The following is a 24,042-nucleotide window of genomic DNA, read 5'->3' on the forward strand; positions in this document are numbered from 1 at the left end:
ATGGCAAATATTGCTTGCAAAGATATTGTGTTTTCTTGACATTGCCAAATGTTTTCATATTATAATGACCAATTTTAATTCTTTTAACTGTAATTTTTTGCACAAAAGCCTATTGACTGCTTACCTTTGCACTAATTCTTTGAAATTTTCATATTAGAACAATGGTACACGAACTGCAAATTAGGGTGCTTCCAAACATTGCGGCAAGCACTGCAACTATAAAGGATTATGTGGCGAAAGAGAAGGGATTCGATGCCAGGACGATTAAGGAAGTCAGAGTGTTGAAAAGGAGTATTGACGCTAGGCAACGCACCATTTTCGTTAATCTCTCTTTGAGAGTATTTGTCAATGAAATGCCTGACGACATGCCCTTCCACAAAACTGATTATCCTGATGTCAGCAATGGGCAACGGGCTGTGGTCGTAGGGGAAGGGCCGGCAGGACTGTTTGCGGCACTGAAACTCATTGAACTCGGCATCAGGCCGATAGTGGTCGAGAGAGGCAAGGACGTGAGAAACAGGAAGACCGACCTCGCAAGGATAACAAAAACCCACAAGGTGGAAACTGACAGCAACTACTGTTTCGGTGAGGGTGGAGCTGGCGCTTACTCTGACGGAAAATTGTATACCAGGAGCAAGAAGCGGGGAAATGTTGAAAAAATTCTAAACGTGTTCTGCCAGCATGGAGCCTCGGAAAACATACTCTCTGACGCTCATCCACACATTGGTACTGACAAGTTGCCAAGGGTGATTGAAAACATGCGTAATACGATAATAGGTTGTGGCGGAGAGGTGCATCACCAAACAAGAATGACCTCGTTGATAATCAATGGCGACACTGTTGAGGGAATAGAGACAGTGGACACGGAGACTGGATTGGAAAAGTCATTCCGTGGTCCGGTGATACTTGCCACAGGGCATTCTGCACGCGATGTATACCAATATCTTCATTCGTCGAATGTGGATATGGAAGCTAAGGGAATAGCCGTGGGAGTGAGACTGGAGCACCCTTCGAAACTTATCGACCAAATACAATATCATAACAAGGAGGGACGTGGAAAATACCTTCCTGCTGCTGAGTATTCGTTTGTCACACAGGTGGATGGACGTGGAGTCTACTCGTTCTGCATGTGTCCGGGAGGATTTGTCATTCCTGCCGCCACTGGACCGGAACAGATAGTGGTGAACGGAATGAGTCCGAGCAATAGAAACGGACAATGGTCAAACAGCGGAATGGTTGTGGAACTGAGACCTGAGGATATAGATGGAGACCCCGTGATGAAAATGCTTGAATGGCAGAAAAGGGTGGAGCGTGACTGCTGGATGCAGGGCAACATGCGACAGACGGCTCCTGCACAGAGAATGTGTGACTTCGTGAACGGAAAGCTGAGTTATGACCTTCCGAAAACATCATACGCCCCTGGGCTTATCTCCTCGCCACTACACTTCTGGCTGCCATCGCACGTGAGCCATCAGCTGCGGGAGGGCTTTAAGGATTTCGGAAGGAAAAGCCGTGGGTTTCTTACCAATGAGGCTGTGGTGATAGCTGTTGAAACAAGAACTTCATCGCCAATACGCATTCTGCGTGATACAGAACGACTTATGCACGTGAGGCTACATGGGCTGTTTCCTTGCGGAGAGGGTGCCGGATATGCAGGAGGAATAGTGTCGGCTGGAGTTGACGGGGAACGATGTGCCGAGATGTGTGCCGAATATCTGGTCAGTCGTCGATGACTTCCGGGTCGGCATAGTCGCGAATCATGTCGTCGTAAGCGCTTTTCAGTTCCGACATCTTTATATCAATCGCCATATTGACATTACGCTCAGGGTCGCGTGTGGAATGAGAGAAAAGCCACTCGTAGGTTTTCTTCATATACATCACCCTTGCCAACGCTCCGTGTGAAGCCCCTTTCCACCAGTCAAACCTGAGTCTTTTGTCGAGTCCTTTCTGTTGAAGGCCGTTGACTACCGATTGCGACTGTTTGACCGAAACGGCCCTGTCGGCTGTTCCGTGAATAATCCATAGTGGCAGTTTTCCAAGTCCAGTCTGGTCTTTCAGCGAGCATCCACCGCACAATGCCATCGCGGCAGCCACCTTTTCGGGATAAGTGCCAGCGAAATCCATTGTGCCATATCCACCGAGGCTCATGCCTATGACATACACTCGTGTTGAGTCCATGACATAGTTTTTCTTTGTCCATTCGAGCACATCGTTTATCTTCTTCGGATTCCAAGCCCCACCGGGATTCTGAGGCACTACGACAAGGGCTGGTATTTCCCTTCCCTTTACGATAGCATGCAGCGGTCCGTAGCGTCTCGACCTGTTGAGGTCTTTGCTGCACAATGACGCTCCGTGGAGGAAGATGATGCAAGGAGTCTGTTCCTGGGAATAGAAATAGTCTTCAGGAGTGTATACCCAAAAGTCATAACCGCCGGGTATGACGTTTCGCTCGGCGTGAAGATAATCGTATTGTGCTTTTGCGCCCATGGTGCAAAAGATGATAGTTAATGTAAAAATTATTCTAATTATTGGCATGGGGTCGTGGTGATGTGTTATTTTTCGAAGAGAGCTTTTCTGTCGCGTTTTATTGCAGGTATTGTCCATTCCTCAGGCACGAATTTCCAGTTGTTGTGTGCCTTTGGCTCAATAGTTCCGCGTTTCATTATCTCATCGATGATGTAGAATCGCTGGTCTTGTTCGCTTATCCACAGTATGCGGCTCTCGAGTTCTTCCTTAGGTATTCCTGCCCCTTTGGTGAGCAGTTCGCCACCACCATTTCCTCGGTAGCTGTTCATGGCCACTCTGTACCATTTGTCCTCCACGAAAGGTTCTCCGTTGCTCATTCTCTGTATTTTCACCTTCTCTCCGTCAGGTTTGGTCACATCCACAAGATAGTCGATGCCCAGGGCACTGTCGAAGTTGAATGTAAGGTTTTTGAAGCCGCATTTTTGTCGGTCGTACTGTGTGTTGTCGCTCAGCAGCATGATGTGGTCGTCGGGAGATGTCATGGTGTTTACCCACTGGTCGTAGCTCATTTCCAGCAGTTTACGTATTTCATACCCTTTCATCTTCATCATGTAGAGATTGTTTTCGTATTTGTAGAGCTTGAACATGTCGCTCATGAGGATGTCTCCTTTTTCTATTTTGCTGTCGAAGGTGAGTGGAGCGTTGATGGAAATGTCAGCCCCGGTCACTTTCAGTTGTATTTCATGTATGAGGTCGTTGAAAGGAGAGCTTCCGAAGAAAGCATCGCTTGTGGAGATAGTCTCCGTAAGAGTGCCAAGTTTGGTGTTGACATATCGTGTCACGTTTTCCTCTATTTCCTTCATGTGGTCGAGGTAGTCGTTGTCGAGTGGCAGTCCTTTCATTTTCACGAGTTTACCCTCTACATGTTTGCCAGTCACTTTTCCGTCGGTGGTGGTGATGCGTAGTGTTGCGTCAGCCACGATAGTGGCGTTGCATCCCGGGTCGAGACACAACACGCTGTTGCCCTTGGAGTTTATGACGTTTTCATTTCGTGCATGGTGGTCGTGTCCGAATATGATGATGTCGAATCCGTCAACCGTTTTAGCTATTTCCTCTGTGGCATCCTCATTGTAGTGTAGAGTACTTATCCCGCCGTTCCATCCGCTATGGAAAAGTCCGACTATGACATCAGGTTTTTCTGTCTCTTTAAGGTATTGCATCCATTTTTTTGTTGATGCAGTCATATCTTCAAAGTGCATGCCGCTCCACAGGTCTTCCTTCAGCCAGTTGGGAATGGCTGGAGTAAGCATGCCGAGAACGGCAATCCTCACCCCTTGTCTTTCCACTATGGTGTAAGGTTTCAGATACGGTTTGCCGGTATTGTTGTCTACTACATTGGCTCCGAGTATGGGGCAATTGACTTCTTTGATCCATTTGTCATAGACCTTGTGTCCGGTTTCGATATCATGATTGCCGATGGTTTGTGCGTCATACTTCATGTAGTTTATGGCATGTACGGCAGCATTCGGTATTTTCGGGTTGGTGTAGTTGCAGTAGAAGCTGGTGGGCTGTCCTTGCAGTATGTCTCCGTTGTCGAGCAGCACAACGTTGCCTTCGTTTTCCTTCCTTACTTCCTTCACGTAGTGGCTCACCCTTGCCATTGAGCCGTTTGTAGGTTTTCGGTCTATGAAGTCGTATGGAAAGAAGCATCCGTGAACGTCGCTTGTTGCCAAGATTCTGATGGTGATGTCTTTGTTTTCGCCCATAATGGTTGTTGACAGGCATAAAGCCGTAATAATGATTGTCGCCTTTTTCATCATGCAGTGGTTATTGTTAAAGGAGTTAAAGAGTTAGCTCCTTAACTCCTGATTATTATCAGCTTATCGTTCTCCTTGTCTTTGTCGATTAGGATTTTGTCGCCCCTTGTAATGGTCTCGTTGATGATCATCTCGCAAATGCCGTCTTCGATATGGTTTTGCAGGGCACGTTTCAGCGGTCGGGCACCAAACTGTATGTCGTATCCTTTTCTTGCCACGAAATCCTTTGCTTCGGAGGTTATCTCGATGTCGTATCCGAGTTTTTCTATTCGGTCCAGCAGAGGTTTTATCTCTATGTCGACAATGCTTCTGATGGCATTGATGTCAAGCTGGTCGAAGGTGATGATTTCATCGAGTCGGTTGAGGAATTCAGGAGAGAACTGTTTGCTTAGGGCTTTTTGTATGATGTTGCGTGCATACTCCTTGTCCTTTTCGTTTGTTGCCATTCCGTTCACCATTCCTGCGGCATTGAATCCCACTCCGTGCTGGAACTCTTTGAGCTGACGTGTGCCAGCATTGCTTGTCATGATGATCACGGTGTTGCGGAAGTCGATGAGCCTTCCCGATCCGTCGGTGAGTCTTCCTTCGTCGAGCACCTGCAGCAGCATGTTGAACACGTTGGTATGAGCTTTTTCTATTTCGTCAAGAAGTACGATGGAGTAGGGGCGTCGTCTGACTTTCTCTGTGAGTTGTCCGCCCTCCTCATATCCGACATAACCCGGAGGAGCTCCTACTAGTCTCGACACGTTGAAGCTCTCGCCATATTCGCTCATGTCGATGCGTATCAGTGCGTCTTTCGTACCGAACATATATTCAGCAAGTTTTTTTGCCAGATAAGTCTTTCCTACGCCAGTAGGTCCGAGGAACATGAACACTCCGATGGGGTGGTTTGGGTCTCTCAGTCCGATGCGGTTTCTCTGTATTGCTTTCACCATTTTGTCGATGGCATTGTCTTGAGCCACCACTTGCGACTTCAACATTGGTCCCATATTTTTGAGCCTTTGGTTTTCCGACTCGCACATTTTCTGTACAGGCACCCCAGAGATGCGGGACACAATGTCTGCCACGTCAGTATCTTCTACCTCGTGTTTCTCAGTATCCAACATGTTTTTTGCCGATTCTTGCATACTCAGTAGTCGCTCCTCTTCGCTGAGTTCCATGTTGCGTAGGTCGGCAGCCATTCTGAAGTCCTGGTTCTTTATAGCCTCCTGCTTTTTCTCCTTTATCTCAGCGATGTGTTTTTGTAGATCGATAATTTCGGGCGATAATGTGAACTTGCTCATGTGAATATGAGCTCCAGACTCGTCGAGAGCGTCAATGGCCTTGTCGGGAAACTGTCTGTCGTTGATGTAGCGTTCTGTCAGTTCCACGCATGCTTTCAGAGCGTTGTCGGAATATTTTACGCTATGGTGTTGTTCGTATCTTTGTCGAATGTTTTTCAGTATCTGCAATGTCTCGTCGGAGGAAGTGGGTTCAACGATGATTTTTTGGAATCGTCGTTCCAGAGCCCCGTCTTTCTCAATGCTTTTCCTGTATTCGTCGAGTGTTGTTGCTCCTATACACTGTATAAGACCTCTTGCCAGCGACGGCTTGAGGATATTGGCGGCATCCATGGTACCTGGAGCGGAACCGGCACCTACGAGTGTGTGTATCTCGTCGATGAAAATGATGATGTCGGGATTTTTTTCAAGTTCCCTTACGAGAACCTTGATTCTTTCCTCAAACTGTCCGCGGTATTTTGTGCCAGCCACGAGTCCTGTGAGGTCGAGATTCACCACTCTTTTGTTATAGAGTATGGGAGATGTTTGTTTGCTAGCAATCATCTGTGCCAATCCTTCCACGATGGCACTTTTACCTACGCCAGGTTCGCCTATCAATACCGGGTTGTTTTTCTTTCGTCTTGCAAGCACTTCGGTCAGTCTCATAATCTCTTTCTCGCGTCCTACCACAGGGTCGAGCAGTCCCTCTTCGGCTGCCTTTGTGAGGTCGATGCCGAAGTTGTCTATCATAGGAGTCTTTGATTCCTTCTTTGCTGTGGTTCCGCGCATTGTGCCAAATGCCTTGTTGCTTCCTCCTGAGGCGAATTCCATTTCGTCATCGTCGTCGAATTCCTCCTCTTTTATTTTCGACTTCGCTGGCATGTTGGCGTTTGGGTTTATATGCCTTCCTTCGAGAACGTCAATGACCATGTTATAGTCAATCTTGTTTTGCTCAAGCACCATTCTGGCCTTGTTGCAAGTCTTGTCGTGAAGTATGCCGAGCAGCACATGTTTCACGTCGGCAGTGGTTGTATGTTGTAGTCTTGCTTCGAGCACGGCCAACTTCAGTATGTTGTTGGCAGCAAGCGAAAGGTCGGTTTGTGCAGATGAGTCAATATTTGGATCCACATCGCTGGCGAGTTCGTCTTCGAGTTCTTTTTTTATTTTCTGCGGGTCGATGTTCAATTGCCTGAATACGTCAGCAACGTCCTGTCCGTTTTGTCTTATAATACCGAGCATGATATGCTCCGGTCCGACAAACGGTGTGTTAAGACGTAGTGCTTCTTCCTTGCCGTATGCGAGGATTTCTGATACTTGATTTGTGAATGTTGCCATATTCGTTGTATTGTTCTGTCGATATCTTGATGTTTTCTTTATTTCCTTTATACAAATAATGTGCCATTTGTTTGGGAATGTAAAGAATAAGTATTTAATTTATTACTTTTTTACAAATTATTGTGCGTATTTCTTTGCAAAGGTAATATTTATTGTTGAAACAGCAAAAAAAAATCGATTTTATTTTGTTCTCTCCACAAAATATGCTACCTTTGGGACAAAATTCTGAAAATGAAACTGAGATTTAGTATACAATATTCCACTAAATGGGGAGAAAACGTATGGGTGGTGGTAAAGGCTCATGTCTCTACCGGTGTAATGAAAACCTACCGGTTATGCCTCTTGACCGACGATGGCGAGCACTGGACGGCTGAATTGGCAGTCATGGAATCTCGACATTCCGTGTTTACTTTCTTTGAATATGAATATCAGATAAGAGGGGGCGACGATGTGGTGCTGAGAAGAGAATGGCATGTGGTGCCACGAATTATTCCTTGTGACAACTCCCACGACTTTGTCATGAACGATGAGTGGAAAGACATTCCCCTCATGTCTCACCTTTATACCAAGGCCTGTATGTGTACATCGGGCAGGAAAAACATGGCTGATGCGACTATAAAGGCTCTCAGGCAGCCATTATACAGAAAGACTCTTTTCTTTAGAATCACGGCTCCGCAGATAGACAACCGACAGGCTGTGGCCGTGTGTGGCAGTCATCCTTCGCTTGGAGGATGGAGCACGTCGAGATACCTGAAAATGTCTTATAACGGACATTCTGTGTGGACGCTCACAATGAATGTTGATGCTCTATATCCGGAGATAGAATATAAATATGTGGTGGTAGACGATGAAAACCATGAGTTCGTAGAATGGGAAGGGGGTGAAAACAGAAAGGTAGACATTAGCAAGATGAGAGACGGGGAAGTCGTGGTGCTCGACAACGGGACTCTGAGAGTAGCTGAGAAGACATGGAAGGCTGCTGGAGTGGCTGTGCCAGTGTTCTCACTCAGAAGCGAGCACTCGTATGGTGTGGGAGACTTTGGAGACCTCGCACGCTTTGCCGACTGGATGGCTTTGGCGGGAATGAAGATTCTTCAAATACTGCCGGTTAACGACACCACGATGCAACACAACTGGCAAGACTCCTATCCTTATAATATAATAAGTGTTTTTGCGTTACATCCACAGTATCTTGACCTCGAACAGGTGGGAGAACTGAAAGACAAAGCTCTGATGACCTCTTTCTCCAGAAGGCGGGCTGAACTCAACTCGCTCGACTATACCGACTATGAGGCAGTGGAAAGAGTCAAGGACGAGTATATGCGCATAAAATATGAGGAAGTAAAGGATAAGCTTGACAAAGACGACAATTTCAGGACTTTCATCGCCGACAACAAGACATGGCTTCTGCCATATACAGCCTTCTGCCTGCTTCGTGAGGCTAACAGGACTGCACGCTTTGCCGATTGGGGTGAAAATGCTGTATATGACTATAGGAAGGCTGAGGAATTGTGTAATTGTGAAGATGCCAGATACATATTTTTCCTACAATACCATCTCCACACACAACTGAAACGTGCAGCAGAACATGCTGCCGAAAAAGGAATCGCCATTATGGGGGACATGCCTATTGGAGTGAGCCGAGACAGTGCGGAGGCTTGGGCCAATCCGGCGATTTTCAATCTCGACTCCCAGGCTGGTACCATTCCAGACAACCTTAACCCAAGAGGACAGAACTGGGGATTCCCTACATACAACTGGAAGAACATTGAGGCCGACGGATTCAAATGGTGGCATAAGCGAATAAAGCATATGGAGCAGTATTTTGGAGCCATAAGAATAGACCATGTGCTCGGCTTCTTCAGGATGTGGGAAATACCAAATGAAAATATTGACGGACTGCTCGGACATTTCGCGCCTGCAATGCCGCTCAACGAGGCTGAGATGGGATATTACGGACTGTCATTCCATAAAGACAACTATACAAAACCGATTATCGACGATGCATTGGTTGACCGCGTCTTTGGCATTCATGCAAAATACGTAAGGGAAAACTATCTGACACCACGTGGATATAACCTTTATGACCTTCGTGATGAATGTTCTACACAGAAGAAAATTATGGCGCTTTTTGGAGGACGGCATGATGAGAGCAGTATTTGGATTCGCGACGGATTGTGTCGTATAGCCACAAATGTGCTCTTTGTGGCGGATGAAGGCAGCGACATGTACCATCCTCGTGTAAATGCCTTCTCCACACCGGCTTACAATATGATTGGCCCGGCTGACCGGGATGCCTTTATGCGACTTTATAACAACTACTATTACGAGCGTCATAACGCCCTTTGGGCATATACTGGAAGCAGACGCCTCTCCATGGTGTTTGGAGGGACAAAGATGCTCACATGTGCAGAAGACTTAGGACATAAGCCTGGATGTGTGGCTGGAGTGCTCGACCATTTGCGCATTCCTTCGCTTGAGATTCAGTTTATGCCAAAACATGACGAAGTGGACTTTGCACATCTCGAAGCAAATCCTTATTTAAGCATGGCAACCATCACAACCCACGACATGGCTCCACTAAGGCTTTGGTGGCAGGAAAACCCACAGAAGGCTCAACACTACTATGTGGAAATGATGCAAAAAGAAGGAAGAGCGCCAGAACAGCTCACCACGGTGCTTGCAGAGGAGATAATAGCAAGACATCTGTATTCGCCTTCCATGCTTTGCGTGCTATCGATACAAGACTGGCTCTCGATGGATGCCGGACTTAGGTCGGCTAAACCTCGTCTTGAGAGAATCAACACGCCAGGCGACAGCTACAACCGATGGCAATATCGCATGAATGTCACCATCGAACGCCTTATGGCAGATAGCCGCTATATTAGTAAAGTTAACACCATGATAAAAAGAAGTAAAAGATGAAAGAATATGACGTTTATATCTTCGACCTCGATGGCACTTTGCTGTCAACGCTTGAAGACTTGGCTATAAGCACCAATTATGCACTTGAGAAATGTTCCATGCCTGCGCGTTCGATTGACGAAGTTCGTAGGTTTGTGGGAAATGGAGTAAGAAAACTTATTGAGAGGGCTGTGCCTGGAGGAGAGACAAACCCAAGGTTTGATGAAGTGCTTTCCACGTTTAAAAATCATTATATCCACCATTCATACGACCATACAGCTCCTTATCCTCACATAATTGAAACACTGAAGAGTCTGAGACTTAGAAATAAGCGTGTGGCAGTGGTAAGCAACAAGTTCTATAACGCCACTGTCGACCTTTGCCAACACTTTTTTGGCGATGTGGTGGAGGTGGCCATTGGAGAAAGGGAGGGAATAAGGAAAAAACCAGCTCCCGACACAGTGGAAGAGGCATTGCGACAACTGGGAGTGGGAAAGGATAATGCTGTGTATATTGGTGACAGCGAGGTGGATGTGGAAACGGCATGCAACAGTGGCATGCCGTGTGTCAGTGTGTTATGGGGATTCCGCGACCGCGATTTCCTAGAAAGTCATGGGGCGGAAACGTTCATCAACGACCCTAAGGAACTACTCGACTGGTGACATCAAACACCATGCCTTCTGCAGCAAGGTCGGTGTTAGGGAATATTGACCTTGCTTCTTCCAGCATCTTTGCCTCGTTGTCGTAACGGGCGGAATAGTGGCCGAGAATGAGATGGCCGGCTTGTGCTCTCTTAGCCACAGTGGCTGCTTCGGATGCTGTGGAGTGAAAGTGCTTGCGGGCCCTTGTCGTATCTTCGCTGGAGTATGTGGATTCGTGAAAAACCATGTCAACCCCTTTGATGATGTCGGCAATGTCAGGCTTGAACGTAGTGTCGCTACAATAGGCGTATGAGCGTGCCGGGTCGGCGGGAGTGGTAAGCCGTTCGGATGATATGAACTCACCTTCCGGTGTGGTCCATCCAAGTCCGTTCTTTATATTGTTTATCTGGCTTAGAGGAATGCCATACATGTCTATCATGTCTCTGCGGATGTGTGGTAGAGGCTGTTTCTCCCTGAAGAGAAAACCGCAGCAGGGAATCCGGTGTTCAAGTGGGATGGTCTCAACTGTCAGGCTTCGGTCTTCGTATATCACTTTGTTTACGCTTGGGTCTATGTCATGTATTACCACTTCATATTCAAGTCCTTGGCAGAAGAAGTCAATCTGCTGCTGGAGGATATTCCTTAGGGCTGAATGGGCAAAGATGTGGAGTGGGGCGGTGCGTCCCAGCATGCCGAACGTGGATATCATGCCAATAAGACCGAAGCAGTGGTCGCCATGAAGGTGGGAGATGAATACATGTCCCAATTTCGTAAACCTGATTTTTGAGCGTCTCAGCTGCAGTTGTGTTCCTTCGCCACAGTCAATCATGAATTGCTTGTCACGAATTTCCACAATTTGCGAAGAAGGGTTGTGGCGGAGCGTAGGTAGCGCGCTGCCACAACCCAGGATATATAGTTTAAATGGAGTCATAACAATTACTTCTTCTCCCTTGAATACTCAAAAGTGTCTTCAGGACCAAAGAAAATCAACGAGTCGGCATCAAGTTTCTTCATAGTGTAGAGGTTGGTTTCCTCTTCATCGCCACCACCTTCTCTTACGAGAGATATTTCAAGTTGTCCGTCTATGATTCTCCACGTCTTGAAGATAATGGTGGGCTGGTTGATGCTTTCGGCTATACCTCCGTCTTTTATTGACATGCCAAGAGTTGAGCTACCGTCGATGGGGTTAGGCATGAGCCAGTTGCCCATCAGTGTCGATTCGTTGATGACTACTTTTGGGTCGTTAGTCTTCTTGTCGATATATACAGCCATTCTGTCTCCCACGCCATATCCGCCAAACACCCTGTTTTCTTCCTTGGCCTTTTCCAATGGAAGGCTCAAGGTGTCGCCTGTGTCGGTGATGAGCTCAAGAGTGTTCATGGCTGAAGCGTCTCCGCAAATGCCGTATACCATGGTGTTGTTGTTCACTACCGTAGCAGTGTCATCTCTTTCCACCTCATCTGTTTTCTGTGTCGCCTTGTTCCCACACTGTGTGAACGTTGTGGCCAAAAGGGCCGTCAAGGCAAAAGTCATGATTTTTTTCATTGTCGATATGTTGTTTATTTGTTTTCCAATTTCTTTGCCTCTTCCCATAGCTTGTCCATTTCTTGAATCGACATGTCTTTTAGCGGTTTGCCCATCTTTATGCTATGTTGCTCGATGTAGTTGAAACGGCTGATGAACTTCTGGTTGGTATGTTCCAAAGCTGTATCGGGATTCAGGTGGTATAGTCTTCCGGCATTTATCACACTGAAGAGAAAGTCGCCCAGTTCTGCCTGCGAAGCTTCCCTGTCGCCTTTCTTCATCTCCTCTTCCAGTTCTGCGAGTTCCTCTCTTACCTTAGCCCATACATCTCCGGCATCCTCCCAGTCAAAACCCACGTTGCGAGCCTTGTCTTGTATGCGGTATGCCTTTATCAGCGATGGCAGGGCGTCGGGTACACCTGATAGAACAGACTTGTTGCCGTCTTTCTCCTTCAGCTTTATCTGTTCCCAGTTTTCTATCACTTCTTGCGATGTCTTTGCATTGCTCATTTCGTTGCTGGCGTCTTGGGCTTGCTCCGGAATGTATGGAAGTGGCTTTGGGTCGTATTCGCCTATCTGTGACGGATGGTATACGTGAGGGTGACGGAATATCAGTTTGTCGACCAATTGATTGCACACGTCAGCAGCATCGAACTGCTGTTTCTCTTCAGCAATCCTTGCGTAGAAACAAATATGAAGCAGCACGTCGCCCAATTCCTTGCAGATGTTTGTTACATCATTCTTCATCAGAGCGTCGGCAAGTTCGAAAGACTCCTCAATGGTGTTAGGTCGCAAACTCTCGTTTGTTTGCTTCTTGTCCCATGGACATTTCTCCCTTAAAGTGTCCAAAACGTCCAATAAACGGCCGAAAGCCGCCATTTTTTCTTCTCTTGAATGCATAATAATTAAAAATTTCGTGCAAATATAATAATATTCCGCGGATTTTTAGTAATTTTGCCACGTTTTTTAAAAAGAATTAGTTAAAAAGGTTTATATACATGGAACTTCAAAGCAAATATGACCCACAACAGGTGGAGTCTAAATGGTATCAGTATTGGCTTGACAACAAACTGTTTGCAAGCAAGCCAGATGGTCGGGAACCCTACACTATCGTTATTCCGCCACCAAATGTCACAGGTGTGCTGCACATGGGACACATGCTCAACAACACCATTCAGGACATACTCGTGAGAAGGGCACGTATGGAAGGAAAAAATGCCTGCTGGGTGCCTGGCACTGACCATGCCTCAATTGCCACAGAGGCAAAGGTGGTGAAAAGACTGGCTGAAAAAGGTATTAAAAAACATGACCTATCAAGAGACGAATTCCTGAAACATGCTTGGGACTGGACTCACGAACATGGTGGCATTATCCTAAAACAGTTGAGAAGACTGGGAGCAAGTTGCGACTGGGACCGAACGGCATTTACCATGGACGAGAAACGCTCGGAAAGCGTGATAAAGGTGTTTGTAGACCTATATAACAAGGGACTCATTTACCGTGGACTACGTATGGTGAACTGGGATCCAAAGGCACAGACTGCACTGAGCAACGAGGAAGTGGTTTATCAAGACGAACAGTCGAAACTCTTCCATCTCAAATATTATGTAAAAGGCCTTACATCACTCGACAACGAGGATCAGCTCACGGAAGAGGGAAATATCATTCATCGTGACGAAAAAGGATACTATGCTGTAGTGGCCACTACACGCCCGGAAACCATCATGGGCGACACGGCAATGTGTATCAACCCCAAAGACCCGAAAAACCAGTGGCTAAAGGGACGTCGTGTCATTGTGCCTCTCGTAGGAAGGGAAATACCGGTCATAGAAGACAGATACGTGGACATTGAGTTTGGTACTGGATGTCTGAAAGTCACTCCGGCACACGACACCAACGACTACATGCTCGGCAAGACACATAACCTCGAGACCATCGACATCTTCAATGCCGACGGAACAATATCAAGTCAGTCGCCACTCTATGTAGGCATGGACCGCTTCGACTGCCGCAAGCAGATAGCCATCGACCTGCAAGAAGCTGGACTCATGGAGCGCGTGGAAGACTATAATAATAAGGTGGGATATTCTGAGCGTAATCCCGATACAGCCATCGAACCGCGTCTCTCGCTCCAATGGTTCCTTAGAATGCAACACTTTGCCGACATCGCCCTCCCTCCGGTAATGGAAGGCGAGATGAATTTTTATCCTGCAAAATATAAGACCACATACAAAAACTGGCTCGACAATATCCAAGACTGGTGTATCTCACGCCAGTTGTGGTGGGGACACCGCATCCCGGCATACTTCTATGGCGATGGAGAAGAGTTCGTGGTGGCAGAGACAGCCGAAAAGGCACTCACGCTGGCACGAGAGAAGAGCGGTAATGCAGACCTTCAGCTCTCAGACCTCCGTCAAGACGAGGATGCACTCGACACATGGTTCTCTTCGTGGCTATGGCCTATCTCACTCTTCGACGGAATAAACAATCCCGGTAACGATGAGATAAAATACTATTATCCCACCAGCGACCTCGTAACTGGTCCAGACATCATCTTCTTCTGGGTGGCACGCATGATCATGGCAGGTGAAGAATACATGGGCAAGTTCCCGTTCAAGAACGTATACTTCACAGGTATCGTACGCGACAAGCTCGGACGCAAGATGTCGAAATCGCTCGGCAACTCTCCCGACCCGATAGAACTCATTGAGAAATTTGGTGCCGATGGAGTGCGCATGGGTATGATGCTATCAGCACCGGCAGGCAACGACATTCTCTTCGACGAAAGCCTTTGCGAACAGGGACGTAACTTCAATAACAAGATATGGAACGCTTTCCGACTCGTGAAGGGATGGGAAACTGTAGACGTGGAACAGCCGAAGGCAAACAAAATAGCCGTAGAGTGGTTTGACGCAAAGCTGAAAGAGACAAATGCCGAACTCGACGACCTGTTCAAGAAATATCGCATCTCAGAAGCTCTCATGGCTGTATACCGCCTGTTCTGGGACGAGTTCTCCTCATGGTATCTTGAAATGGTGAAGCCAGACTATCAGAAGCCTCTCGACCGCACAACATACGATGCGACACTCCGATTCTTCGAGACCCTCCTGAAAATGCTCCATCCGTTTATGCCATTCATTACAGAAGAACTATGGCAGAACATCTATGAGCGAAAGGAAGGAGAGTCTATCATGCGTGACAAACTGGCGTTGAATGCTCCTTCACATGCCGATAAAACACTATGTGCCGACGTGGAGTCGCTAAAGCAGGTAGTGAGCGGTGTGCGCACAGTACGCAATCAGAAGAATATCTCACCACGTGAGGCTCTTGTGCTGCAAGTGGTAGGAACCGACACCTTGTCGGCTTATGACAGTGTGATACGCAAGATGGCAAATCTCTCTGAGATAAGCGTGGTGACAGAGAAAGACTCAACCTCAGCCGCCTTTATGGTAGGTACAGCCGAATATGCCGTTCCTCTTGGCGACAAGATAGACGTGGCAGCGGAAATAGAGAAGGCCGAGGCTCAGCTGAAGCATCTCGAGGGCTTCCTTGCAGGTGTGCGCAAGAAACTCAGCAACGGGAAGTTTGTGGCTCACGCACCGGAGGCTGTTGTGGCACTTGAACGCAAGAAGGAAAGCGACTCTCTCGAAAAGATTGCCGCACTGAAGGAAACCATTGCCGCACTCTCAGGAAAGTAAGATTTTTCCAGCCTTATTGGTTTGTCGAATGACAGAATGTTACAAAATGGAGAAAAAAAGCAAAAAAATGCTTATAAAGTTTCCGTATTTCAATAAAAAAGAGTAACTTTGCGCTCGACGAAGCCAATAAGGGCTAAACGTAAATAGAATATTGTAATAATTTATTTATTTTATAAACATTTCATTATGAATATCGATCAATTCAACTTTGCCGGCAAAAAGGCAATTGTACGCGTGGACTTCAATGTGCCACTGAATGAAAATGGTGTTGTAACTGATGAAACCCGTATAAAGGGTGCTCTCCCTACCTTGAAGAAGGTTCTTGCCGATGGTGGCGCACTTATCATGATGAGCCACATGGGTAAGCCAAAGGGCAAAGTGAAGAAGGAACTCTCACTCTCTCAGATTGTTAAGAACGTAAGCGACAACCTCGGTGTTGAGGTGAAGTTTGCTGGCGACTGTGCAAATGCAGACGCTGAAGTGGCTGCTCTCAAGCCAGGCGAGGCACTTCTGCTCGAAAACCTCCGCTTCTATCCTGAGGAAGAGGGCAAGCCAGTGGGCGTAGAGAAAGGCACTCCAGAGTATGAAGAGGCAAAGAAGGAGATGAAGGGCCGTCAGAAGGACTTCGCAAAGAAGCTCGCCTCTTATGCTGACTGCTATGTTATGGACGCCTTCGGTACAGCTCACCGCAAGCATGCTTCAACAGCTGTTATTGCCGACTACTTCGATGCCGACAACAAAATGCTGGGCTACCTGATGGAGAAGGAAGTGAATGCCGTTGACAACGTGCTGAACAACATCAAGCGTCCGTTCGTGGCTATAATGGGCGGTTCTAAGGTGTCTTCTAAGATTGGAATCATCGAAAACCTCCTCGGAAAGGTTGACAAACTCATCCTCTGTGGCGGTATGACCTATACATTTGCAAAGGCACACGGTGGCGAAATCGGTGACTCTATCGTGGAGCTCGACAAGCTCGATGTTGCTCTCGGTGTAGAGAAAATGGCTGCTGAAAAGGGTGTGGAACTCGTACTCGGTACAGACTCTGTATGCTGCACTGGCTACGATTTCAAGACATTCTCTGTTAAGGAAGGTGCCCAGATCAAGGTATTCCCGTCAAACGCTATCGAGGCTGGTTGGGACGGACTCGACGCTGGTCCTGAAAGCCGTGAAAAGTTTGCTGCCGCTATCGAAGGCGCAAAGACAATCCTTTGGAACGGTCCTGCCGGATGCTTCGAGTGCGAAGAGTTCACTCCTGGCTCACGTGCCATTGGCGACGCTATCGCAAAGGCAACTGCAGAGGGCGCATTCTCACTCATTGGTGGTGGTGACTCTGTAGCTTGTGTAAACAAGTTCGGTCTTGCCGATAAGGTGTCTTATATCTCTACCGGTGGTGGCGCTCTGCTCGAGGCCATTGAAGGAAAGGTACTTCCTGGCATTGCTGCCATCAAAGGGTAAGAAGATTGAAAATTGAAGATTGAAAATTGAATTGCTGCGCATCTTGTTTTGATAGGATGCGCGGCAATCCTTTTTTATATTTAAAGTTATTAGCCTTCAATTTTCAATTTTCAATATTCAATATTCAAATTTCTCCCTTTTTTCTTCGCTAAATCATTTTTTTTTCTTACTTTTGCAGCATTATTCTGATTATAAACGAAAATAGATATTATTATGCTTACACTGAAACTCATCACTGAGGAAACAGACCGTGTGATAAGCGGTCTTGAAAAGAAGCACTTCAAAGGTGCAAAAGAAGCCATAGACAATGCTCTCGACCTCAACAAACGTCGTCGCGAGGCTCAACAGCAGCTTGATAAGACTAAACAAGAGGCTAAGCAGATGGCTGCCAGGATTGGGGCTCTCATGAAGGAAGGAAAGAAAGAGGAAGCCGAAGAAATAAAAAAGGCTGTGGCAGAACTGAAACTTCAAGACAAACAGCTACAGGAGTTGATGGATAATGCAGAAAAAGAACTCAATACCCTACTTTGCACCATACCAAACATACCATACGACGAGGTGCCGGAAGGAAGCTCTGCAGAAGACAACAAGGTGGTGAAAAGCAACTTGAAAGAGTGTGAACCTGGTGATACAGTTGGAAACTGGACCGCAATACCTGACTCGGGCAATGCAAAACTGCCTCACTGGGAACTTGCAAAAAAATATAACCTCATCGACTTCGACCTTGGAGTGAAAATCACTGGTGCCGGTTTCCCCGTCTACATCGGCTTGGGAGCCCGCCTGCAACGTGCCCTCATAAACTTCTTCCTCGACGAGGCCCGCGCTTCGGGATATACCGAAATAATGCCACCCACGGTTGTCAACCAGGCTTCTGGATATGGCACAGGACAGCTGCCCGACAAGGAAGGACAGATGTACCACTGTGAGGTAGACGACCTCTATCTTATTCCTACAGCCGAAGTGCCAGTGACAAACATCTATCGCGATGTGATAATAGACGAGAAAGACCTGCCCATAAAGAATTGTGCTTATACCCAGTGCTTCCGTAGAGAGGCCGGTAGCTATGGAAAGGACGTTCGTGGACTGAACCGTTTACATGAGTTTTCGAAAATAGAAATTGTGCGTATCGACAAGCCTGAACATTCTAAGGAGTCGCATAAGGAAATGCTCGCACATGTGGAAGGCTTGCTGAAAAAACTGGAACTGCCATACCGCATACTTCTGCTTTGTGGTGGCGACCAGTCTTTCACCTCTGCCATCTGCTACGACTTCGAAGTTTATTCAGAAGCACAAGGCCGCTGGCTCGAAGTGTCTTCCGTAAGCAATTTCGACACCTATCAGGCCAATCGTCTGAAATGCCGCTATCGTCATACTGACGACAAGAAAATAGAGCTTTGTCACACACTCAATGGCTCTGCACTCGCCCTACCGCGCATCGTAGCCGCCATTCTCGAAGACTACCAGACTCCAGAAGGCATACGGGTTCCACGTGTCCTTGTTCCATATATGGGATGTGAGATAATAAATTGAAAATTGAAAATTGAACAATTTTAAAAATGAATTTAATTGTCAAGAAAAAACAGTTCTCAGAGAAAGTCTTTCTCTTTGAGGTTGAGGCACCACTAATTGCCAAAAGCCGTAAGGCTGGAAACTTTGTGATAATTAGAATAGGCAATAAAGGCGAGCGTATGCCACTTACCATTGCCGATGCCGACGTGGAAAAAGGCACGATAACAATTGTTGTGCAGAAAGTGGGACTCTCTTCCCAAAAACTATGCTCACTCAATGAAGGTGACTACATAACTGACGTGGTGGGACCACTCGGAAATCCTACACATATCGAAAACTTCGGTACTGTGGTATGTGCCGGTGGTGGTGTGGGAGTGGCTCCTATGCTGCCTATCATCAGAGCTCTGAAAGCTGCCGGTAACCGTGTGTTGTCTGTAATAGCAGGACGCTCCCGCGACCTCGTGATACTTGAGGATGAAGTGAGGGACAGTAGCGACGAACTCATCATCATGACCGACGATGGATCATACGGAGAAAAAGGTGTTGTGACCGTAGGTATTGAAAAATTCATACAGCAAGAGCATGTCGACAAAGTGTTTGCCATCGGACCTCCTATAATGATGAAGTTCAGTTGCTTGCTCACACAGAAATATAACATACCTACCGACGTGTCGCTCAACACCATCATGGTGGACGGTACAGGCATGTGTGGAGCTTGCCGACTTACCATTGGCGGAAAGACAAAGTTTGTGTGCATCGACGGACCTGAGTTTGATGGAGCTCTTGTTGACTGGGACGAGATGTTTAAGCGCATGGGTACCTTCAAGCGCGAGGAACAGGATGAGATGGAACATTATACCGACCACCTCAGTGGCCTTGAACATAAAGACCATCCTGTGGAAGAGACTGCCGCCGGCAATACTGCCCCTTGTCAGGCTGCCGCCGTACAGGAAGAGTCGATAGAGACTCTTACCGACCGTAATGCAGAATGGCGCAAAGAAGTGCGTGCAACAATGAAACCTAAAGAACGTACTGCCATCAAACGAGTGGTGATGCCTGAACTCGACCCAGTTTATCGTGCAACCACACGTACAGAGGAAGTCAACAAAGGCCTTTCGCTCGAGCAGGCCATGACAGAGGCCAAGCGTTGTCTCGACTGTGCAAAGCCTACCTGCGTTGAGGGTTGTCCGGTAAACATCAACATACCTTCGTTTATCAAAAATATTGAACGTGGAAATATCCTTGGTGCTGCCAAAGTGCTGAAGCAGACCTCAGCATTGCCTGCTGTTTGTGGTCGCGTATGTCCACAGGAGAAGCAGTGTGAGAGCCGTTGTATCCACTTGAAGATGAACGAGCCGGCAGTGGCCATCGGATACCTCGAGCGTTTCGCTGCTGACTACGAGCGTGAGAGCGGTAAGATGTCACTGCCTGAGATAGCTACCGCCAACGGCATAAAGGTGGCTGTCGTGGGTTCCGGTCCTTCAGGACTCAGCTTCGCCGGCGACATGGCAAAGATGGGATATGATGTATATGTGTTTGAGGCACTTCACGAAATAGGTGGAGTATTGAAATATGGTATACCTGAATTCCGTCTGCCAAACAAGATTGTAGATGTGGAGATAGACAACCTCAAGAAGATGGGGGTACACTTCCAGACAGACTGCATCGTGGGCAAGACCATCACCGTCGAGCAGCTTGAAGAAAGCGGATTCAAAGGCATTTTCGTGGGCTCGGGAGCCGGTCTGCCAAACTTCATGAACATTCCTGGAGAAAACGCTATCAACATACTCTCGTCTAACGAATATCTCACACGTGTGAACCTTATGAATGCTGCCGACCCATTGTCAGACACTCCTATAAACCTGGGAAAGAAGGTGATAGTGGTAGGTGGTGGTAACACAGCCATGGACTCCTGCCGTACAGCAAAGCGTCTTGGAGCTGACGTTACACTCGTCTACCGTCGCTCAGAGTCTGAGATGCCGGCACGACTTGAGGAAGTGAAGCACGCAAAGGAGGAAGGCATCAATTTCCTCTGCCTCCACAATCCTATAGAATACAAGGCCGACGAGAAGGGTGCTGTTTGTCAGGCTGTGCTTCAGGTGATGGAGCTTGGCGAGCCTGACGCTTCCGGACGTCGTAGTCCAGTGCCTGTGGAAGGCAAGACTGTGACCATGGATGTTGACCAAGTGATCGTGGCAGTAGGTGTTTCTCCCAACCCGCTCGTGCCGAAGTCTATCGAGGGTCTTGAACTTGGCCGCAAAAATACCATAGCTGTAAACGACGACATGCAGAGCTCGCGTCCTACCGTGTTTGCCGGTGGCGACATCGTGCGTGGTGGAGCTACCGTAATCCTTGCCATGGGAGACGGACGTCGTGCTGCCGCTGCAATGGACAGAAAGTTGAAAATTGAAAATTAAAATTTAAATTTGAAAGTTGAACGGACTTTATACCATTATGTTGCTCATACTAAGCAATGTCTTTATGACACTTGCTTGGTATGGGCATCTGAAATTGCAAGAGACAGGAGTGGCATCGAAATGGCCGCTTCTCGGAGTGATAGTGTTTTCATGGGGCATAGCCTTCTTTGAGTATTGTTGCCAAGTTCCGGCAAACAGGCTTGGTTTTACTGGCAATGGTGGACCTTTTAACCTTGTCCAGCTTAAAGTTATTCAAGAATGTATTAGCCTCGGTGTGTTTGCGGTAATAGCCAATATAATGTTTCAGGGACAGAACCTCCACTGGAACCATATACTGGCTTTCTTTCTCATCATCTGTGCCGTATATCTCGTGTTTATGAAATGAGTGGAGCCGTTGAAAATAGATTACAAAAGGCTTTTAAGAAGGCTATGGGCCGATTTGGCGTCATCGACGATGGCGACCATATACTTGTAGGCCTTTCCGGCGGTAAGGACTCTCTTTTGCTCTTGGAACTGCTTGCCAAAAGAAGCAGGATTATCAAACCAAGGTTTACGGTTGAGGCCATACATGTAAGAATGGCAAACGTGAAATATGAAACCTCAACCGAATATCTTGAAAGTTTCTGCACTTCTCTGGGTGTGAAACTCCATGTGGTCACCACCTCGTTTGACGAGACAATACCTACCCACAAGCCAAAATGCTTCCTCTGTTCGTGGCATCGTAGGAAGCAGATGTTCAACCTTGCGCAACAATTGGGCTGCAACAAGATAGCCCTCGGCCATCATAATGACGACATCATACATACAGCCCTGATGAACACCATTTTCCAAGGCCATTTCTCCACAATGCCAGTTGTGCTCCACATGCGGAAGATGCCAATAACCATCATCCGCCCGTTATGCTATTGTGAAGAAAAGGACATACGCGAATATGCCATTGAGGCCGGATACCAAAAACAGGTAAAACTCTGTCCTTATGAAACCGACTCCCATCGCACCACCATTCGCAATCTCTATGCCCAAATAGAACAGATGGCACCCGAAGCACGCTACTCCATCTGGAACGCTTTGGAGGCTGAGGGGAAGTTGGTGGAGAACTAATGAGAATAGTAAAAAAGTATGATAAAAAATCTGATATTCGACTTTGGGAAAGTACTCGTGGACTACGACTTCTTCTCGTTTTTCCGCAAGTATGTGCCCGACCAAGAGAGATGTAAGGCTCTTACACCTGTGATATACAACGAAGAACTGCAACACCTTTTAGACCGTGAGGAACAACCGTTCGACGTAATAATGGAAGAGTGGATAAGCCAAAACAGTGAGTTTGAGAAAGAGATACGACTCTTCATCGAACACTATCCGGAACTCGTGACCAAGGAGATAGACGGCATGAACGACCTGCTCCGGCGACTGAAGGCAGAAGGCTTCAAGCTCTACGGACTTACCAACTGGTGCAGCAAGGTTCACACTACCATCAGGCAGTTTGAAATTTTCAAACTACTTGACGGTTATGTCATATCCTCAGAGGAAAAGGTGATAAAGCCAGAGCCCGACATATACCACCGTCTTTTTGACCGCTATGGCCTTAATCCCTCAGAATGCATATTCACCGACGATCGTGAGGAAAACATTTTGGGTGGCAGGAATGTAGGCATGGAAGGCATAGTGTTTGTAGACGCAAGGCAGTATGAAAGTGAGCTGAGAAGCCGATTTCTATAACCTACCTTTTATTGAAAAGCGTAACTCTGTAACTCATTTTATTTAAACCACAGAGTTAAAGAGAAAAAGAGATTTGTGGTTTTATAGAGTAGGTCGCAAGCGACAGAGGACACAGAGTTTCCATGCGGCAAACATGATGCGCAGCTCTCTATGAGCTCTAAATGCCTTGGCATTCAACCTCTTTCATTAGTATAAATACTCTTTATCTCTTAAACTCTGTGGTTTAAAATAACTTCCGAAAGTTGAGTTTTTAATTTTTTAATTCTTTAGTCCTTTTCCTCTATCGCTTCCTTGATTTTCGCTTCAAGCTCTTCAGCAAGTTCGGGATTATCTTTTATCACATTCTTGGCAGCATCGCGACCTTGAGCCAGTCGGGTGTCGTTGTATGAGAACCAACTGCCGCTCTTTTGAATAATGCCATATTCAACGCCTAAGTCGAGTATTTCACCAACCTTGGAAATACCTTCACCAAATGTGATTTCAAACTCAGCCTTTCTGAATGGAGGCGCTACCTTGTTTTTCACCACCTTCACTCTTACCTGATTGCCTATTACCTCGTCGCCATCCTTAAGGCTTGTGACACGACGGATGTCAAGACGTACACTGGCATAGAACTTCAGTGCGTTACCACCGGTGGTAGTTTCCGGATTGCCAAACATCACTCCGATCTTTTCACGCAGCTGGTTGATGAAGATACATGTAGTGTTAGTCTTGCTCACTGAGCTTGTCATCTTTCTCAGAGCCTGACTCATGAGTCTTGCGTGGAGTCCCACCACGTTATCTCCCATCTCACCCTCAATTTCCTTTTTCGGAGTGAGGGCAGCCACAGAGTCGACCACGATGATGTCTACTGCGGCAGAGCGCACTAACTGGTCGGCAATTTCGAGAGCTTGTTCTCCATTGTCTGGCTGTGAGATGATGAGACTGTCGGTATCAACACCAAGCTTTGCCGCATAGAAGCGGTCGAAAGCATGTTCGGCGTCGATGAATGCGGCAATGCCTCCTGCCTTCTGTGCCTCAGCAATGGCATGAATGGCGAGAGTAGTTTTTCCCGATGACTCTGGGCCATAAATTTCAATGATGCGTCCCTTTGGATATCCTCCGACTCCAAGAGCGGCATTAAGTGAAATGCTACCTGTAGGAATGATATCCACCTTTTCAGTGTTTTCATCACCGAGTTTCATTATCGACCCCTTTCCGAAGTCTTTTTCAATTTTTGACATAGCCGCCTGCAATGCTTGCAGTTTAGCTTTCCTTATGTCTACGATTTCTTCTTCTTTTTTTGCCATGAGTGGTGTT

At 47.0% G+C, this 24,042-nt stretch carries 17 protein-coding genes; 10 read left to right on the forward strand and 7 right to left on the reverse strand.

What is annotated here, in order from left to right:
• The first annotated feature begins 161 nt into the window (after positions 1-161).
• Entirely contained in the window at positions 162-1,733 is a 1,572-nt protein-coding gene (locus tag CIK98_RS08815) for an NAD(P)/FAD-dependent oxidoreductase (RefSeq protein WP_094383871.1), read from the forward strand.
• Here CIK98_RS08815 and CIK98_RS08820 read toward each other — a convergent pair.
• The 3 genes from CIK98_RS08820 to CIK98_RS08830 form a co-directional block, all read right to left on the reverse strand.
• On the reverse strand, positions 1,720-2,487 hold the full coding sequence (locus tag CIK98_RS08820; RefSeq protein ID WP_253249677.1) for an alpha/beta hydrolase-fold protein: 768 nt from the start codon (positions 2,485-2,487) through the stop codon (positions 1,720-1,722). The two genes, CIK98_RS08815 and CIK98_RS08820, sit on opposite strands and share 14 nt — an antisense overlap.
• Positions 2,488-2,552: 65 nt before the next feature.
• Positions 2,553-4,286: a bifunctional UDP-sugar hydrolase/5'-nucleotidase gene (locus CIK98_RS08825; protein ID WP_371683258.1), complete on the reverse strand. Its 1,734-nt coding sequence runs from the start codon at positions 4,284-4,286 to the stop codon at positions 2,553-2,555.
• 38 nt (positions 4,287-4,324) lie between these two features.
• Positions 4,325-6,877 (reverse strand): ATP-dependent Clp protease ATP-binding subunit, encoded by a 2,553-nt coding sequence (locus CIK98_RS08830; RefSeq protein ID WP_094383873.1) that lies wholly within the window; start codon positions 6,875-6,877, stop codon positions 4,325-4,327.
• Positions 6,878-7,108: 231 nt separating this feature from the next.
• Here CIK98_RS08830 and CIK98_RS08835 point away from each other — a divergent pair, with 231 nt between their 5' ends.
• Both CIK98_RS08835 and CIK98_RS08840 read left to right on the forward strand, forming a co-directional pair.
• Positions 7,109-9,802, forward strand: coding sequence for a 4-alpha-glucanotransferase (locus CIK98_RS08835; protein WP_094383874.1), 2,694 nt, complete (start codon positions 7,109-7,111; stop codon positions 9,800-9,802).
• Entirely contained in the window at positions 9,799-10,443 is a 645-nt protein-coding gene (locus tag CIK98_RS08840; RefSeq protein WP_094383875.1) for an HAD family hydrolase, read from the forward strand. Before CIK98_RS08835 ends, CIK98_RS08840 begins: the two co-directional genes overlap by 4 nt.
• Here the strand turns inward: CIK98_RS08840 and CIK98_RS08845 are convergent.
• From CIK98_RS08845 to mazG, 3 genes are read right to left on the reverse strand one after another with little or no spacing between them, the layout of a single operon-like run.
• Positions 10,421-11,353, reverse strand: coding sequence for a ribonuclease Z (locus CIK98_RS08845; protein ID WP_094383876.1), 933 nt, complete (start codon positions 11,351-11,353; stop codon positions 10,421-10,423). The genes CIK98_RS08840 and CIK98_RS08845 overlap by 23 nt on opposite strands.
• 5 nt (positions 11,354-11,358) lie before the next feature.
• Positions 11,359-11,967 carry a lipocalin family protein gene (locus CIK98_RS08850; RefSeq protein WP_172409879.1) on the reverse strand — a complete coding sequence of 203 codons (609 nt, stop codon included), beginning with the start codon at positions 11,965-11,967 and terminating at the stop codon, positions 11,359-11,361.
• Positions 11,968-11,981: 14 nt separating this feature from the next.
• A complete protein-coding gene (mazG, locus tag CIK98_RS08855) occupies positions 11,982-12,845 on the reverse strand; it encodes a nucleoside triphosphate pyrophosphohydrolase (protein ID WP_094383878.1) in 864 nt (287 codons plus the stop codon).
• Positions 12,846-12,943: 98 nt separating this feature from the next.
• Between mazG and CIK98_RS08860 the strand changes: the two genes are divergently transcribed.
• The 7 genes from CIK98_RS08860 to CIK98_RS08890 all read left to right on the forward strand — a co-directional run bounded on the left by CIK98_RS08860 (position 12,944) and on the right by CIK98_RS08890 (position 22,743).
• A complete protein-coding gene (locus tag CIK98_RS08860; RefSeq protein ID WP_094383879.1) occupies positions 12,944-15,643 on the forward strand; it encodes a valine--tRNA ligase in 2,700 nt (899 codons plus the stop codon).
• Between the two features lie 186 nt (positions 15,644-15,829).
• Positions 15,830-17,098 carry a phosphoglycerate kinase gene (pgk, locus tag CIK98_RS08865; protein WP_094383880.1) on the forward strand — a complete coding sequence of 423 codons (1,269 nt, stop codon included), beginning with the start codon at positions 15,830-15,832 and terminating at the stop codon, positions 17,096-17,098.
• 213 nt (positions 17,099-17,311) lie between these two features.
• The gene (serS, locus tag CIK98_RS08870) at positions 17,312-18,628 is read left to right on the forward strand and encodes a serine--tRNA ligase (RefSeq protein ID WP_094383881.1); all 1,317 of its coding nucleotides are present in this window, start codon (positions 17,312-17,314) and stop codon (positions 18,626-18,628) included.
• A 26-nt stretch (positions 18,629-18,654) separates the two neighbouring features.
• Positions 18,655-21,024: a bifunctional dihydroorotate dehydrogenase B NAD binding subunit/NADPH-dependent glutamate synthase gene (locus CIK98_RS08875; RefSeq protein WP_094383882.1), complete on the forward strand. Its 2,370-nt coding sequence runs from the start codon at positions 18,655-18,657 to the stop codon at positions 21,022-21,024.
• A gap of 16 nt (positions 21,025-21,040) precedes the next feature.
• Positions 21,041-21,409, forward strand: a complete 369-nt coding sequence (locus tag CIK98_RS08880) for a DMT family protein (protein WP_094383883.1) — start codon at positions 21,041-21,043, stop codon at positions 21,407-21,409.
• Positions 21,410-21,453: 44 nt separating this feature from the next.
• Positions 21,454-22,125, forward strand: coding sequence for a tRNA 2-thiocytidine biosynthesis TtcA family protein (locus tag CIK98_RS08885; RefSeq protein WP_253249679.1), 672 nt, complete (start codon positions 21,454-21,456; stop codon positions 22,123-22,125).
• Positions 22,126-22,143: 18 nt separating this feature from the next.
• Positions 22,144-22,743, forward strand: coding sequence for an HAD family phosphatase (locus CIK98_RS08890; protein WP_094383885.1), 600 nt, complete (start codon positions 22,144-22,146; stop codon positions 22,741-22,743).
• Between the two features lie 266 nt (positions 22,744-23,009).
• Here the strand turns inward: CIK98_RS08890 and recA are convergent, their stop codons facing one another.
• Positions 23,010-24,032 carry a recombinase RecA gene (gene recA, locus CIK98_RS08895; protein ID WP_094383886.1) on the reverse strand — a complete coding sequence of 341 codons (1,023 nt, stop codon included), beginning with the start codon at positions 24,030-24,032 and terminating at the stop codon, positions 23,010-23,012.
• Between the last annotated feature and the right edge of the window lie 10 nt (positions 24,033-24,042).

The organism is Prevotella sp. P2-180, assembly GCF_002251435.1.
In the GTDB taxonomy this organism is placed as follows: domain Bacteria; phylum Bacteroidota; class Bacteroidia; order Bacteroidales; family Bacteroidaceae; genus Prevotella.